Source organism: Rheinheimera sp. B2H12, from assembly GCF_059620065.1.
Genome location: NZ_CM184363.1, coordinates 1260932 through 1275792, shown reverse-complemented (window position 1 = coordinate 1275792; position 14861 = coordinate 1260932). Strand labels below are relative to the sequence as shown.

At 50.5% G+C, this 14861-nt stretch carries 17 protein-coding genes; 5 read left to right on the top strand and 12 right to left on the bottom strand.

The window, feature by feature from the left end; translation table 11 throughout:
* Positions 1-57: 57 nt before the first annotated feature.
* Positions 58-954 (bottom strand): transcriptional activator NhaR, encoded by an 897-nt coding sequence (gene nhaR / locus AC53GJ_RS05690; RefSeq protein ID WP_496731571.1) that lies wholly within the window; start codon positions 952-954, stop codon positions 58-60.
* A gap of 152 nt (positions 955-1106) precedes the next feature.
* On the opposite strand from nhaR, the gene AC53GJ_RS05685 reads away from it, so the two are divergent.
* Positions 1107-1775 carry a Bax inhibitor-1/YccA family protein gene (locus AC53GJ_RS05685; RefSeq protein ID WP_496731570.1) on the top strand — a complete coding sequence of 223 codons (669 nt, stop codon included), beginning with the start codon at positions 1107-1109 and terminating at the stop codon, positions 1773-1775.
* 142 nt (positions 1776-1917) lie between these two features.
* Here AC53GJ_RS05685 and AC53GJ_RS05680 read toward each other — a convergent pair whose 3' ends face one another.
* From AC53GJ_RS05680 to AC53GJ_RS05660, 5 genes are all read right to left on the bottom strand, one after another.
* Complete coding sequence (locus AC53GJ_RS05680; RefSeq protein WP_496731569.1) at positions 1918-2613, bottom strand: hypothetical protein; 696 nt, start codon at positions 2611-2613, stop codon at positions 1918-1920.
* 183 nt (positions 2614-2796) lie between these two features.
* Positions 2797-4176, bottom strand: a complete 1380-nt coding sequence (locus AC53GJ_RS05675) for a multicopper oxidase family protein (protein ID WP_496731568.1) — start codon at positions 4174-4176, stop codon at positions 2797-2799.
* A gap of 9 nt (positions 4177-4185) precedes the next feature.
* Entirely contained in the window at positions 4186-5631 is a 1446-nt protein-coding gene (locus tag AC53GJ_RS05670) for a TolC family protein (protein WP_496731567.1), read from the bottom strand.
* On the bottom strand, positions 5618-6046 hold the full coding sequence (locus AC53GJ_RS05665; RefSeq protein ID WP_496731566.1) for a hypothetical protein: 429 nt from the start codon (positions 6044-6046) through the stop codon (positions 5618-5620). Before AC53GJ_RS05665 ends, AC53GJ_RS05670 begins: the two co-directional genes overlap by 14 nt.
* Positions 6047-6139: 93 nt before the next feature.
* Positions 6140-6553 carry a hypothetical protein gene (locus AC53GJ_RS05660; protein ID WP_496731565.1) on the bottom strand — a complete coding sequence of 138 codons (414 nt, stop codon included), beginning with the start codon at positions 6551-6553 and terminating at the stop codon, positions 6140-6142.
* Positions 6554-6981: 428 nt separating this feature from the next.
* Here AC53GJ_RS05660 and AC53GJ_RS05655 point away from each other — a divergent pair, with 428 nt between their 5' ends.
* Both AC53GJ_RS05655 and dbpA read left to right on the top strand, forming a co-directional pair.
* Positions 6982-7191 carry a cold-shock protein gene (locus tag AC53GJ_RS05655; RefSeq protein WP_068064442.1) on the top strand — a complete coding sequence of 70 codons (210 nt, stop codon included), beginning with the start codon at positions 6982-6984 and terminating at the stop codon, positions 7189-7191.
* Positions 7192-7338: 147 nt separating this feature from the next.
* Positions 7339-8721 carry an ATP-dependent RNA helicase DbpA gene (gene dbpA / locus AC53GJ_RS05650; protein WP_496731564.1) on the top strand — a complete coding sequence of 461 codons (1383 nt, stop codon included), beginning with the start codon at positions 7339-7341 and terminating at the stop codon, positions 8719-8721.
* A gap of 20 nt (positions 8722-8741) precedes the next feature.
* Here dbpA and AC53GJ_RS05645 read toward each other — a convergent pair whose 3' ends face one another.
* From AC53GJ_RS05645 to AC53GJ_RS05630, 4 genes are all read right to left on the bottom strand, one after another.
* The gene (locus tag AC53GJ_RS05645; RefSeq protein WP_496731563.1) at positions 8742-9548 is read right to left on the bottom strand and encodes a CLCA_X family protein; all 807 of its coding nucleotides are present in this window, start codon (positions 9546-9548) and stop codon (positions 8742-8744) included.
* A gap of 10 nt (positions 9549-9558) precedes the next feature.
* Complete coding sequence (gene folM, locus AC53GJ_RS05640) at positions 9559-10362, bottom strand: dihydromonapterin reductase (RefSeq protein WP_496731562.1); 804 nt, start codon at positions 10360-10362, stop codon at positions 9559-9561.
* A gap of 32 nt (positions 10363-10394) precedes the next feature.
* Positions 10395-10661 (bottom strand): TIGR03643 family protein, encoded by a 267-nt coding sequence (locus tag AC53GJ_RS05635; protein ID WP_496731561.1) that lies wholly within the window; start codon positions 10659-10661, stop codon positions 10395-10397.
* Between the two features lie 128 nt (positions 10662-10789).
* Positions 10790-11083: a high-potential iron-sulfur protein gene (locus AC53GJ_RS05630; RefSeq protein WP_496731560.1), complete on the bottom strand. Its 294-nt coding sequence runs from the start codon at positions 11081-11083 to the stop codon at positions 10790-10792.
* On the opposite strand from AC53GJ_RS05630, the gene AC53GJ_RS05625 reads away from it, so the two are divergent.
* A complete protein-coding gene (locus AC53GJ_RS05625) occupies positions 11075-11341 on the top strand; it encodes a hypothetical protein (RefSeq protein WP_496731559.1) in 267 nt (88 codons plus the stop codon). The genes AC53GJ_RS05630 and AC53GJ_RS05625 overlap by 9 nt on opposite strands.
* Here the strand turns inward: AC53GJ_RS05625 and AC53GJ_RS05620 are convergent.
* Together AC53GJ_RS05620 and nosR are read right to left on the bottom strand one after the other, a co-directional pair.
* Positions 11338-12756, bottom strand: coding sequence for a sensor histidine kinase (locus tag AC53GJ_RS05620; protein ID WP_496731558.1), 1419 nt, complete (start codon positions 12754-12756; stop codon positions 11338-11340). The two genes, AC53GJ_RS05625 and AC53GJ_RS05620, sit on opposite strands and share 4 nt — an antisense overlap.
* Before the next feature lie 44 nt (positions 12757-12800).
* On the bottom strand, positions 12801-14156 hold the full coding sequence (nosR, locus tag AC53GJ_RS05615; RefSeq protein ID WP_496731557.1) for a response regulator c-di-GMP phosphodiesterase, NosR family: 1356 nt from the start codon (positions 14154-14156) through the stop codon (positions 12801-12803).
* Positions 14157-14292: 136 nt separating this feature from the next.
* Between nosR and AC53GJ_RS05610 the strand changes: the two genes are divergently transcribed.
* Positions 14293-14859: a response regulator gene (locus AC53GJ_RS05610; protein ID WP_496731556.1), complete on the top strand. Its 567-nt coding sequence runs from the start codon at positions 14293-14295 to the stop codon at positions 14857-14859.
* Positions 14860-14861 lie beyond the last annotated feature (2 nt).

Sequence of the window (14861 nt, the reverse complement as noted above, 5' to 3'; positions counted from 1 at the left end):
TTCAAGAGTAAGCGCAAGAACAAGCTCAGGGGCTGGCAACGGCCCTGAGCTGAATTTTTATTCACTTCGCCCTTTTTGCTCCACCAGTTGCAGGACCGCCGGATGGGTGAGTTTGCGTTCAGGTGAGATGGCATAAAACACTTCACGGACCGCTTCGGTTCGCCCTATCACCTGCACCTGATATTGCTGGCAAATATTCTGCTCGATTTGACTTGGTGCCGAAAAAATACCAAGACCTTGTTGACCAAAGGATTTCATCAAAGCACTGTCATCAAATTCAGCGACGATTTGCGGCACTATCTGCTGCTGTTCAAACCAGCCTTCTAATCGTTGCCGGATGATCGATCTTTTGCTCTGTAACAACATCGGTTGCTGATGCAGGCAAGCCGGAAATGCAGTGCCGGCCAAAGCTTCAACCAACAGCGGACTGGCAAAAAAGCTGGTATCCGAACTGGTAATTTCGTGGTTGTAAGCTTTGATTGAACTACTAGGCATTAACGGCTGATCACTGAGCACCAAATCCAGTTTATTCATCGCCAACTCAGCCAACAACGCCGTCTGTTCACCTTCCCGGCAAATCAGCCGCAGCTGTTGCGGTAACAAGAATACAGGTTTGAGCATTTGATAAATAAAGGCTTTTGGTAGTACGTCGGTGATGCCAACGGTAAAGGTCTGCCACTGACTGACGTGCTGATGTTTCAGCACTGAACGCAGTTCATCGCCCAGCTGAAAAATATCTTCGGCATAGCGATAACTAAGCCTGCCCATTTCAGTCAGTGACCATTTTCTGCCACTGCGATTAAATAAAGCACTACCGGTGCTATGCTCCAGCGCGCTGATCTGGCCACTGATAGTTTGTGGCGTGATATGCAATTGCTCGCTGATGCGGGCAATACTGCCCTCCCTTGCCACCAGATAAAAATAATATAGCTGATTAAAATTGACCGGCGTCATGCTGCACCTCAAGTTATGATTCGTTTTTTTCGACATTGCATTCAGATTTATTCGAGTTTACCTTAAAAAAGCCCTGAGGTATAACTGTCGGCACTTATGTTGTGTTGCCACACCGGTATGCAACCTGTTTGTTAAATCACGAGGAGTTGATCATGGATACACTTCGTCAGCACAGTTACAGCAATGCGTTGTCGGCTGTTGAAAGCAATAAAGTGTTACGTAACACCTATACCTTATTGGCAATGACCCTAGCGTTCAGTGCCGTCATGGCAGGGATCAGCAGCAGTCTGAATCTACCGCACCCAGGTCTTATTATCACCCTGGTCGGCTATTTTGGTTTGCTGTTTTTCACCACCAAATTCCGCAACAGTGGTTTGGGTTTAGTCGGGGTATTCGGCCTGACTGGTTTTATGGGTTACACCCTGGGCCCGATGATTAACCGTTATCTGGCACTGCCCAATGGCGGTGAGATTGTGATGTTGGCAATGGCCGGTACCGCCACGATATTTTTCGCTTTGTCGGCGTATGCCCTGGTGAAAAAAACCAACTTTAGTTTCATGGGTAGTTTCCTCACCGTTGGGGTGTTGGTGGCATTCCTTGGCGGTCTGGCCGCGATGTTTTTCCAAATTCCGGCGTTAAGCCTGGCGGTGTCTGCCATGTTTGTGTTGCTGATGTCTGGCATGATTTTGTGGCAAACCAGTGAAATTGTGCATGGTGGCGAAACCAATTACATCATGGCAACTGTCAGTTTGTTTGTATCTATTTTTAACCTGTTTACCAGCCTGTTGCAGTTACTTGGCTTTATGAACAGCGATGACTGAGTCAGTAGCAATGCCAGTGAAGATTTAACCTGCTGGTTGATGTTTGTCTGATGGTGAATGTTTCATAGTACCCCGAGCGACGTGACCTATCCGCTCTTTTGCCCCGGTAATTACCGGGGCTTTTTTATCTGTTTTTTCTTTGTTATTGCGCAGTCTGAGCCGACATTTGGCCGCTGTCACGGATCAGGCTTTGGCCACAAGCTGAAATTTTTTGATACCGATACGTTTCGCTGTGACAGAGCTGCTCCCAGTCGGCATCTTTGAGCGCCATATTCAACCTGGCCATCTCCCCTAACGACAGCAAACCAAAGCTTTTCGCATATTGATAGTGCAATGTCAGCGCGCTGTAATCGGTGATGCTGGTCAATTCTGGCTGCAGCAGGAAATTAAATTTTGGTTTTTCTATCTGCCAGAGTAAATGCTGAAATTGCTGCCAAAATGGCATAGCAACCGCAGCTTCCAATTGATACAGGTATAACCAGCGCTGGCTTGACTGGTCAAACTGCTGACTGAGCAATTGCAATCGGACCTGCTGCAAAAATTGTTGCTGCCGGTGTTGATACGACAGCATCACCACTGCCTGTAATTGGACTGGGGTTAATGCTTGTGCACTTCGAAGCTGCAACCGCCATGCACTGACAGGTTCGAGCAACAATTCTGTGCTGTAATAAGCGCGCTTGATCCAAACCGGTTGCGCATCGCGCAGCACCTGTGGCTGCGCCTGAAAAGTAACATTGGCAGCCGTCAGATAAGCTTTACTGGCCTGACCAACCACACTGCAGCCACTGAGGCATAAAATCCACCCTAACACCCACACCATGACTTTCAGACGCAACATGGCAAGCTCCTGTCTTGCTGCAATAAAGGGAAGTCACAGCATAACGACAGGCAGCAAAAAACCGGCAACAACATGACAGATGGTGATTTATTGCTATCAAAAGGTAAATATTTTAGTTAAAAGGCGCAAAGTTGTCCTCAATTGACGCACTGTGACCACAGTGCGTCTGCGCAGGATACTCGTTTAATGCTGATGCTGAGCCGGCTTCTTCACTTTCAGATCAACGGTGGCGGGACTGGCGGCGGCGGCACTGTGTGGAGCAGGCAATTGGCCCTGATACTCAGTTGCCACAGTGCCGGCAGGCGGCGAAAACCAGCCAGGATCACTATAGTCCCCTGCGGCCTGCTCAGGCCGTACTTTTAACACGCTAAACATACCGCCCATGCCAATAGCACCATAAGGGCCCTGGCCTGCCATCATCGGTAGGGTATTGGCCGGTAACGGCATCTGCATCTCGGTCATATCCGCCATGCCACGCTCGCCCATCGCCATATAATCCGGCACTAAACTATTGATTTTTTTAGTCAGTCCCCGCAGATCGGCGCCAATCAAATTGGTCATCTGATGCCCCATCGCATTCATCGTATGATGAGATTTATGGCAATGAAAAGCCCAGTCACCAGGTTCATCCGCCACAAACTCTAACTGACGCATCTGACCAACGGCAATATCAGTGGTCACTTCCGGCCAACGTGCACTCAGGGGTACCGCACCACCATCTGTGCCTGTCACCACAAATTCATGGCCATGCAAATGAATGGGATGATTGGTCATGGTCAGATTTCCCACCCGGATCCGTACCTTGTCATGCTGACGCACCACTAAGGGATCAGTACCAGGAAAGACCCGGCTGTTCAGCGTCCACAGATTAAATTCGGTCATGGTCGAGACATTGGGGGTAAAACGGCCGGGCTCAATGTCGTAGCTATTGAGTAAAATGCAAAAATCGCGGTCAACCGCGCTGAAAAGCTCTGAGGGTAGCTTCGGATGTGTCACCCAGAACCCCATCATCCCCATTGCCATCTGGACCATTTCATCCGCATGCGGGTGATACATAAAGGTACCGGGCCGGCGGGCCACAAACTCATAGACATAGGTTTTGCCGGGCGCGATGGCAGCCTGGGTCAGCCCACTGACGCCATCCATACCATTGGGTAAACGTTGGCCATGCCAATGCACCGAGGTATGCTCCGGCAATTTATTGGTGACAAAAATCCGCACCCGATCACCTTCCACCACTTCAATAGTCGGGCCGGGGGACTGTCCGTTATAGCCCCATAAATGCGCTGTCATACCAGGTGCCATTTCGCGCACTACAGGTTCTGCCACCAGATGAAATTCTTTCACGCCTTGCACCATCCGCCAGGGCAAAGTCCAACCGTTTAGCGTGACGACCGGATGATAAGGCAGGCCATCAGCTGGCGTCAGGGGTGGCATAGTGGCGGCACTGGATTGACTGACGGCTTCCGGAATAGCTGCCAGCGCCACTTTGCTGACAGCACTGGCGCCAACAGCTGCCGTGATAGCGCCGATGCCTTTGAGTAAATTACGTCTTGAAATCATCGTGACTCCTTAATGCGCAGCAGCGCTTTGCGCTGGATTGTTGGTTGCAACTGCAGCTCCACCCATTGGCAGTGCCGCTGGCGCAGCGCCCAGCATGGCTTGTTGCAGGGCCACTTCGGCCAGATAAAAATCGCGCTGGGCGCTGATGGTTGCCGTGACGGCTTGTACCTGGCTGCGCGCTTCTTGCAATAAGCTAAATACATCAAGCAGCATGCCGTTGTAGCGCAACTGATTTTCTTGCTGAATTTGTTCTGTCAGGCCAAGAATATGCAGTTGATAATGGCGGGCAATTTGATACTGACTTTGATAATTGAACCAACTTTGCCGCAGTTCATATAGCGCCTGTTGTTTGCTGGCCTGGAGCAACGCCTGTTGTTGCAGCAATTGCGCCCGGGCTTTATCGCGCTGACTCTGGCCACCATCAAAAATCGGCAGTTTTAGCGCTAACTCCAGACTACGCTCTTCAGCATGCTGCACCGAACCGCCTGCCATCAGCTCCACTTCGTCACCGGACGGGTTTTGTTGAGCCAGACCCAGCTGTAATTGAACTTGCTGCAGTTGTTGTGCTGCCAGTTGCAAATCCAGCCGCTTCGCCAAAGCCTCAGCTTCCAGCGCCGGCAAGGCCTGCACTGGTAACTGTTGCGGTAAGGCAGGTAAACGTTTGGGTAACTTTAATAGTTGCTGGCTATCCAGTTGCTGCTGTGCCACGCGAAAGCTTTGCCCCATCAGTCCTAGCTGCAATAACAACTGTTGCCGGCTGGCAAATTGTTGTTGTTCTGCCAAAGCCAGTTGCAGTTTGGCATCCGCCAGATAACTTTGTTGCCGTGCTAAATCCAGTTGACTGAGATTACCAATGGCTTTCAGCCGCCCCGCCAGTTCGGCACCGGCTTCGGCGGCGCTGATCACCTGGAGCTGATAGTGATAACTTTGACTAGCCGCCACTGCCTGATAATAGGCGCGTTGGGTGTCTCCCTTCAGCTGCACTATAGACCGCGCTAATTGTAACTGTTGCTGATGCAAGACATGACTGGCCAGTTGACGCTGGGTCGGTAAAAAAATCAGCCCGAGCAGGTCAAACGAAAACTCCAGCTCGGTTTGGTAGCCAGACTCGGTGCGGCTGCGTTTGAGACTCAAGCCAGGATCAGCGGGTCGGCTCAGGCGCTTAAAATCAGCCTCTGCCACCCCGATCGCGGCCAGTTGCGCGCGTAAAGCCGGGTTATTCCACAGCGCCAGCTTCACGGCGTTTTCGGCGCTGAGTTCATAGTGCAGTAACTGTAATAATTCAGCCTCAGCCGGTGCTTGCCAGGGCAATTGTGTGAGTGTTGCTGGCAACATCTCTGCCGGCAGCTGTTGCTGCAGCACAGTGTGGCTGGCAGGTGCAGTCGCACAGCTGGCCAGCAACAAGGTTGCAGCCACAGCCAGTGCTATGCTCATCAGCCGGTTAATGGTGTGCATGATGCTGCTCCTTGGCCGCATCGGGCTCTGGCGTGGCCGGGGCAGTGCACGCTGGAGTGCATGTTGGGGTACCCAGAGTAGTGGCCGCCTCCTGCAGATAAAATTGCCAACCGCCCAGGTCCAATACCTGTTGATTGGCTTGACGCCAGTCTTGCAGCGGTACCATAGCGGCAGGCATCAAATCCGCCAGCGCCGTTGGTGCCGGTACCGCAGGCGTGGCCAGCCGCGGATGGCTTGCTGGCATTTGATGCTGGCTATGATCCACCGGCTGGTGCTTGCTGTGATCCATAGCCTGATGATGTGTGTGATGATGCTGCCCGGCAGCCCCGGTCACCGCTTGAGTAGGCGCTGCCGATATCGCAGCCACAGGCCAGCACAGACCTGTGCTGAACAGTAAAAAAGTAAGTTTTGACATGGTGTCGTCCAACCAATAAAACAGGAATCACAGACCACGACAGCAACATTGTGCTGGATGGTGAGCATTTGGCAGCAGCTAAGCTGCGAAAATTCAGACCTGATCGGCTGGTTTTGGTGGACGCTCGGGTAAAGCCAGCCAGACCAGCGGTGGTTTTGGCAGCATGAATTGGGGGGAATGTTCAGTGAACAGGCTGGCTTGCCGGAATTCAGCAGCAACCATCATCGCCACAGCAGCACCGCAGCTGTGACAGGAATAACAAAAATGTTTACCGGTTTGATTCTGCTCTGTGCTGGCTGTCGGCGCCAAGTGCTCACTGCCAGCCTCGGCAGCATTGTCAGCGCAATGCTGATGCACCGGACCTGACATCACCATCTGCCCGCTGGCAACTGGCGGCATCACAGTTTGCTGCGACACTGTCATCACTGACATGGCAGCACAAGGCAACACACTGGTTTTCACCAGCATGACCAGGATCAGCAGCCATAACACAGTTTTTTGCAGCATTGTCGCTTGTACCTTTGATATTCATTGACCTCAACTGCCGGGCAGCAATGACGAAGACAGTTGTCACGCCAACAGGCCCAGCCAGCAGCAGGCTGATCCTAGTGACTCTGCCAGCAAAACGCAAGCCAGCTCACTGGCTGCGAAAAATAAATCAGCCCGGCAGTTTTAACCTAAGCTGATGAAAGCACAGCTTAATAACTGAAAATCATGATAAATAGTTCTGCATTTAAACAATTTAACTGAAATAAAGTTTGACGTGCTGGCTAAACCCTATACAATGGCCTCAGTTTGAAAGTTAGTACCATATTTATGCACACCGAACAGTTACTGTTGTATTAGTACGTCCTGTATTCATAAGTCATAGCACCACTTCCAGCACCACCGCCTGATACCAGGCTTAATTATCAAATATATACAGGATACATATCATGTCTAATACAACTACCGGTACAGTAAAATGGTTCAACGAAACTAAAGGTTTTGGCTTCATTGAACAAGCTTCAGGTCCAGACGTTTTCGCTCACTTCAGCGCAATCGCCAGCACTGGCTTCAAAACTCTGCAGGAAGGCCAACGCGTGTCTTTCACAGTAACTCAGGGCCAGAAAGGTCCTCAGGCTGAGAAAATCGTTGTTCTGTAATTAGAACTCCGATTTGGTAAGTTTATCTTACCAACCTAAAATCAGGGCGACTCTTCGGATGTTGCCCTTTTTTTATGCTTTGTTTTGCCTTCGGGCTGTCGTTTTTTCACCATGCAGCCTGATGCTGCAGTCTCAAAGGATTAAATTGTGAGCAATTTAACATTTGCCAGTCTGGCTCTCCCCACCGCACTCGTCGAAAATCTGACCGGCCTGGGCTATACCGAAATGACGCCTATTCAAGCGGCGTCTTTACCTAAGGTATTACAAGGCTTGGATATTATTGGCCAGGGTAAAACCGGCTCCGGTAAAACCGCCGCTTTTGGTCTGGGCATTTTAGCCAAATTAGCGGTAAAGAAATTTCGGGTACAAAGTTTAGTGTTATGCCCTACCCGCGAGCTGGCCGATCAGGTCGCCGGTGAAATCCGTAAACTGGGTCGCAGTATCCACAACATTAAAGTACTGACTTTATGTGGTGGCGTGCCTTTTGGCCCGCAGCTGGGTAGCCTTGATCATGGCGCCCATATTATCGTCGGTACACCGGGCCGGGTCGAAGAGCATTTAGCCAAAGGCTCGTTAAAGCTGGACGATTTAACCACGCTCGTCCTGGATGAAGCCGACCGGATGCTGGAGATGGGTTTCCAGCCCACCCTGGATGCCATCATGGGTTATGCACCAACCGAACGGCAGACGCTGTTATTCAGTGCCACTTACCCGAAACAAATTGCTGAAATGGCGGCCCGGCTGATGAAAAATCCGGAACTGATCAAAGTTGAAACCAGCCATTCCAGCGTCACCATCAGTCAGCATTTTTATCAGATTGGTTCCAACAGCGAGCGCTTACAGGCGGTCCAGTTATTATTAAAAGCCCATCAGCCCGTCAGTTCCGTGGTGTTTTGTAACACTCGTAAAGAAACCCAGGAAGTGGCTGATGCGCTGGCCGATGCCGGTTTTAGTGTGCTGGCACTACATGGTGATCTGGAACAGCGCGATCGTGATCAGACCTTAGTCCGCTTTGCCAGCAAGACAGTCTCTGTGCTGGTCGCCACTGATGTCGCAGCCCGTGGTCTGGATATTGACGCTTTAGATGCCGTGATTAATTATCAACTGGCCCATGATGTCGACACCCACACCCACCGTATTGGCCGGACCGGCCGCGCTGGCAGCTCAGGGATTGCCTGTAGTTTATTCAGCGCGCAAGACGGTTACAAAATGGGCCTGCTGGAAGATTTGCTCAATACCAGCCTGGAAGGCGAAGCCTTGCCTGCGTTATCGGTGCTGGACAAAGCACCCGCCAGACCGCCGATGACCAGCTTATGGATTGATGCCGGTAAACGGCAAAAACTGCGGGCCGGTGATGTGCTGGGCGCCTTAACCGCCGATCAGCAATTAAGCCGTGACCATATCGGCAAAATAAGTCTATTTGATGACTGGGCTTATGTCGCGGTGCGCAGTGACATTGTCAATGTCGCGCTGAATATGTTCCGGCAGGGCATTAAAGGTCGCAACATCCGCGTTAAAATCGTCAGTTAATGTGCTCTATGACAGCGGTCTTAAACCGGCCGCTGTTGCCTGGTCAACAGCAAACCAAGCTGCTGAAAATAACCTAACCACAGCGCCGCCAACTGCTGACTTTGTGCAGCATCAGGATATAAACCAGCCGTCACCGCTGGGCCTGCCAGGCAACCTGACACCAGAAAACTATTCTTAAGCGGCTGGCGCTGCAACATCTGTTCAAAAGCACGTGCCGCCATTTCTTCTGGTTTGGCGTAATAACATAGTCGCTGCGCCGCATCGTAGCTGCGACAACGCTGAAAAAAATCGCTGGATTGCTGGCCATCCTGGGACAAAAACAAGCAGGCAAAAGTCTGCGCCAACAACTCATTTAACGGGTGGGCGATCCACGCTGGCTGTTGCAGCCATTGACTGCTGGCAAAAGCTAACCGCTGCTGTGCTGGTAATTGGAACAGTCGCGGTGCAATATAATGATCAAAAGCGTGGAACCATTCGTGCGCCAGACTGCCGCCACCAGCATTTTTTGCCAGCGCTAAAATCCGTCCTTGCGGCTGATAATGCGCACAGCTACCAGCGCTACCGCCAATGCCAAAAGTGAGCGCCAGCGTTTCATTCAAAGAAATGACGGCTAGCGGCACCTGCAGTAACAACTGCAAATCCGACAAGGCATCAAAAAACAGATTTGCCGCCAGTTGTTGCTCAGCCGCTGTCACCCAGCGCCCAATGCGAATACTTTGAAAGCCGAAGATTTTCACGATGTCGCCAAAGCTGACATCGGCACCGGCCCGATGTGAAGGTCCGGTTCTATGATAAGGCCGATGTAACCGGCCCATTGCAGGTTGCATGCAACTTGCCTCAGGGAAGCCGCAGTTGGCGGCCGCCATCAAGCGCCAATACCCGACCCGTAATATAATGGCTTTGCAGCAAATAGCACAGGGTCGATAGCACTTCTTGCGGACCAGGTGCCACCCCGAGCAAAGATTTAGCCAATGCCTGCTGCTGATACTCAGGGCTATCGCCATCATTAAACATCAATAACGCTGGTGCTATCGCATTCACTTTAATGGCTGGCGCAAATTGCCGGGCCAGCGACAAGGTTAAATTTTCAAGTGCGGCTTTAGAGGCGGCGTAAGCCTGATGTTTTTCACTGCCGACACTGGCGACAAAATCGGTCAGATGAATAATATCGGCCTGACCGCCTGCCGCCGTTTGCGCTTGCAACAAAGGCAATAAAGCGCGATTGAGCAAATAAGCCGCCCGGCTATGAATGTGCTGCATCGCATCAAAGACCGCTGCATCCGCCTTGAGTTGTTGCAAGAGTACTGCCGGATCTGTGCTGGTCTCACCATCTGTGGTCGCTGCCAGCGGTAAATCCTTCTGCCAGGCAGACGCGTTATGAATGACCGCCCGTAATTTTGGCGTCAGGGCGCGAACATCAGCCACCAACTGCGCCGTTGCAGTCAGCGAGGTTAAATCTGCCGCGATACAAATTACTCCAGCCTGGCGTAATTGCTCGACGGCTTGGTGTTCAGTGCGATAGGTGATAATTAATTGATAACCGGCCTGCTGCAGCGCCTGGGCGCAATATAAACCAACGCGCTGCGCGCCACCGGTCAGTAGGATCACATCTTGTGCAGTGTGAGGGTTGGGCGTGGGCATTGTCGACTCCATCGAGGTTCTGGGGCTCAGTATCATCTTTTGTATTGCGTAGGGCAATAACCACGGCTCACCGCCGGTGAGCGCAGTTTTAAATGCTTGGTACTACGGCCGCTGACTCTGGCGCGCCATAGCTGAAAAGACGAGCGGCTCAGGTGTTGTCTTAATAACCTGACCAGCGCTGAAGAATTTAACTGGTATTGCCGGGCTATGGCTTCAAACGGCGTCCGGTCTTCCCACGCCATTTCGATGATACGGCTGAGATCTGCCGCAGAAAAATCTTTGGTCTTGATAGAGTTCATGGTAAGTAAAACGTCAGCTGGCGCGAATGATTTTAAGTTCAGACTATACGCAGCAAGACTGGAATTGGATCTGCGTATTGCCCTACCTGTAACAGGGCAATACGCTTGTTGGCCGTTAAAATTGGCAGTTAGGCTGGCGCTTTCATCCAGGCTGCACACCAACCATTGTTATTGACTAACTTGGCCGGGAAGATATTGCAAGGCCGCCACTCAGCTTTGGCATCCCCCTTGATATGGGCACAGTTACTGCAACTGGAGCCTTCTACAGTAGACTTATTGACATATTTCATGGCCACGGCCAGCGGGTCATCCAACTTAATTTGTTCATCTGCCATAGCGCGCAGACTGATACCGCCCATGGTGATACCAACCAGACTGGCGGTGGATAATTTCAGAAAATTACGGCGATCAAGTTGACTCATTTGTTCACTCCATTTGTTATTTTCGATGTGATATGCAGTTCGTCATTGCTTTTGTTGTGTAGATTGGTGTTACTTTTTGTGGTTACTGCACTGTACCGGCAGCAAACTACCGGCACTGCAACTGCCGTAACAGGTCTTGCAGGCTGTTATACGGTGGTCAGCAGATTATGGATGATTATGCCGGACTTGCTGGCAGCAGAAGTTGATCCGGCGCATAAACGCGTTAAAACGCTTCATAATAAACAAGGCGATACTTAATCCGGGCTGGCAGTTGGCGCAGGCTCAGGCTGATAACATGGAAAGCTGATCAGAAAAGTACTGCCACGGCCCAATTCACTCTGTACTTCAATATGACCACCATGTTCATCCACAATAGCTTTACACAGCGATAAACCCAAACCAGTGCCTTTGCCAACATCTTTGGTGGTAAAAAACGGGTCAAAAATCCGGCTCAGATGCTCAGGCGCGATGCCGGCACCGTTATCACTAATTTGTAATTGCACCAGAGTGCCAAACTGACGACTGGTGATCACAATCTGTCCCATTTTTTGCGTCATGGCCTGCGCCGCATTCATCACCACATTTAAAAACACCTGACTGAGCTGAGACGGATTAGCCAGCACCGGCGGTAACGGTTCAGCTAACTGGTATTGCACTGTGGTTTTATTTTTGATTTCACTGAAAATCATCCGCACCGTACTATGCAAAATATCATTGACCGAGACTTGCTCCATCACCCCCCGATCAGGATGAGAGAAACGACGCAAGCTGTTGATAATATCCCGCAGCCGCATCGCCCCTTCCAGTGAATCATGGATCAGTTCAACACTATCAGTCAGGATATAGGCCAGATCCTGCTGTTGTGCTTCAGCCCTGATTTGCTGTAATAACTGCGGATATGCAGCAGTGGCAGGATCGAGGTCGGTCAGCTGCTGATAGGCTGCAATCATCTGATGATAGGTTTGTAGATACGCCTGAAATGTACTGATATTGCTCAGTAAATATCCCAGCGGATTATTCAGTTCATGTGCGACCCCAGCCGCCAGTTGACCCAAGGATGCCATCTTTTCCGATTGGATCAGGCTTTGCCGCATTTGCTGGTGTTGCTGCTGTAATTTTTCCGTCTGGTGCAATAATTGTCTGGTTTCGATGCGGTCCATGGTGCTGGCGGCAAAACCAACAAACTGGTTAATCAGCAATTGCTGACGAGCGTCAAAAGCACCGGCCTGGCTATCGGATAACAACAAATAATAGGCGGCTCTGCTGGTGTGAAACGGCTGAATCAGCAATGAAGTACAGGCAGGCCAGCGGGCGGCAAAATGTTGCTGCCAGGCAGATGACGAGCGTACATCAAAAAAGTTGGCGGCGTCTTTGGGCAAAAACGCCAATAGCTGCTGCTGTTCTGCCTGAGTCAATTCAGTGACAGGCAAAGAACTGGCGAGCACCAATACCTGTTGTTGGTCGGTCAGTTGCAAAATAGACGCCTGACTGAAATGGATGACATCTTTGAGTAAATCAAAAAACTGTAGAAATATCTCTTGTTTATTATCCAGCGTCAGCAGGGTATTCAAACCACGCAAGATAAGCTGATTAATTTGTTTATAGTGCTGCAGCTGTTTATTCTCGAAGGTCAGCTCTATCACTTTTTGCCGCAGTTGCGCTGCACTTTGCATGGTCTCTCCTGAAAAATAACTATCGCACCAGTGCGATCCTGCGCTCAGGTGTGGGCTTCTTGCTGTGGCTCAGTATCAATCTGAAAATACAAGTCCGCCGCCTGATCGGCCAAAATTTGCTGCAATTTTGCCAGACTGGCGCTGGTCAGCACGTAACCCTCAGGTAATAACAACATATTTTTCTGATTATAGACATTATGTTTCAGTCGCATCCCTGGTTGCAGCTGTTGCAAGCTGACACCGGTACTCAGCGGTTGCAACTCAGGTGTGGTGGTTTGCTGACTGAGCACATCCGCCAGCGCCATCATCACCAGCGGATCATACACAGTGCCTTGCTGCGCGCGTAAATGCGCCAAGGCTGTAGCCGAACTGAGTTTTACCGCCAATAACCTGCCCTGTAACAAGCCCTGATAATCCCGCGCCACCGCCAGCACCCGACTGCCTATTGCAATTTGTTCGGCATGTTTTTGCGCCGGATAACCGTTGCCATCAAAGTGCTCATACTGACTGCCAATCATTTCTGCCACCCCCGCCAGCGCCGGTGCCGGCGACAAAATTTCCGCCGCAAAACGCACGTGTTCGCGATATCTTTGCCATTCTTTCGCATCCAGTTGATACCAGGTTTTTTGTAGCAAAGCCGGAGCTAGCCCGGTCAGACCTATTTCTAACAGTTTGCCAGCCAGCGCAATCTGTTGTTGCTCTGCCGGCGCCAACCCCATTTGACGGCTCAAAGCTGCCGCCAGATAACTGACACTGATGGCAAAACGACCATCAATCAACGGATGCACATTCATCTGGTTATACAGCACTTTGAGCAAATACATATGGTTATGTTCAATTTGCCGTAAGCTGGCTTTGAGCTGCTGCAAACTTTGTTTGAGCTGAATAGTTCTGCGCTCAACCTGGGCTTCCAGTTGCTGATTTAACTGGCTTAATTGCTGATTATGCTGCTCAACCTGTTGTTGTAACAGCAGATTGTGCTGCAGTAACATCGCAAATTGCAAACCCTCGCGAATCGCCGCGACCAGCGCATCATTATCCCAGGGTTTGGCAATGTAACGCTGAATTTTACCCAGATTAACGGCTGCAATGGTGGACGCGATATCGGCGTATCCGGTCATCAGGATGCGAAAAGAGTCCGGTTGGTGTAAAGCGGCTTGCTCTAAGACTTCGGCGCCACTGATTTCCGGCATCCGCATATCCGAAATAATGACCTCAAATTTTTCGTTTTTGAGCCGTTCCACCGCCACTCTGGCATCTGATTCAGTCACGACCTCAATATTGTGACTAAGCAATAACCGTTTGAGCGATTTCAGGATATTCTGTTCATCATCCACACAAAACACCCGCCCTGTTGCGACAGCCATTTCCGGGAATAAAGTAATCCAAGGCTCAGTCATGCGGTTCTCCATTCAATTCAGTGTTTACGATAAAACCTGACTTCCAGTGTAGGACGCAACTGTCCTTTATGTCTCTATTGTCTTGAATAAAATTTATGCTATAGTCAAAAAAACTTTCCATAGCAGGCAGTTCCCTATGATGAAAACTCTGAAACCCAGCGAAATCGCTGCTTATTGTGATGTCCACCAACGAACGGTAAGTCGCTGGATTGCCAAAGGAGAGTTAAAAGGTCATAAATTACCGGGCCGAGGTAATTACCGGGTGCAACTGGCAGATTTTTTGTTTTTTTTACAGAAATATCAGATGCCTATACCAGTTGGATTACCATTACCAACTCAACCTGCCGTGCTGGCAATTGATGACGAGACTGGTTATCTGAATGCATTAAAGCGGCTGTTTAGTAAAAATGGTTTTGCAGTCCAAACAGCGCAGGATGGTTTTGCTGCCGGCGTCAGTTTACTCAGCCTGAAACCTGACTTAGTCACGCTGGATTTAAATATGCCAGCGCTGGACGGATTTGAAGTGCTAAGTTATATCCGGCAACATCCGGAACTCGCTGCCATCAAGGTGATTGTTATTTCCGGTCTGACTGACGTGGATCTGGCCAGAGCCAAGGCGATGGGAGCCGACGCCTGCCTCAGTAAACCCTTTGATAATGCTGAACTACTGAGCATTGCCCGCGAGTTAACCAATCGTCCCTGAGG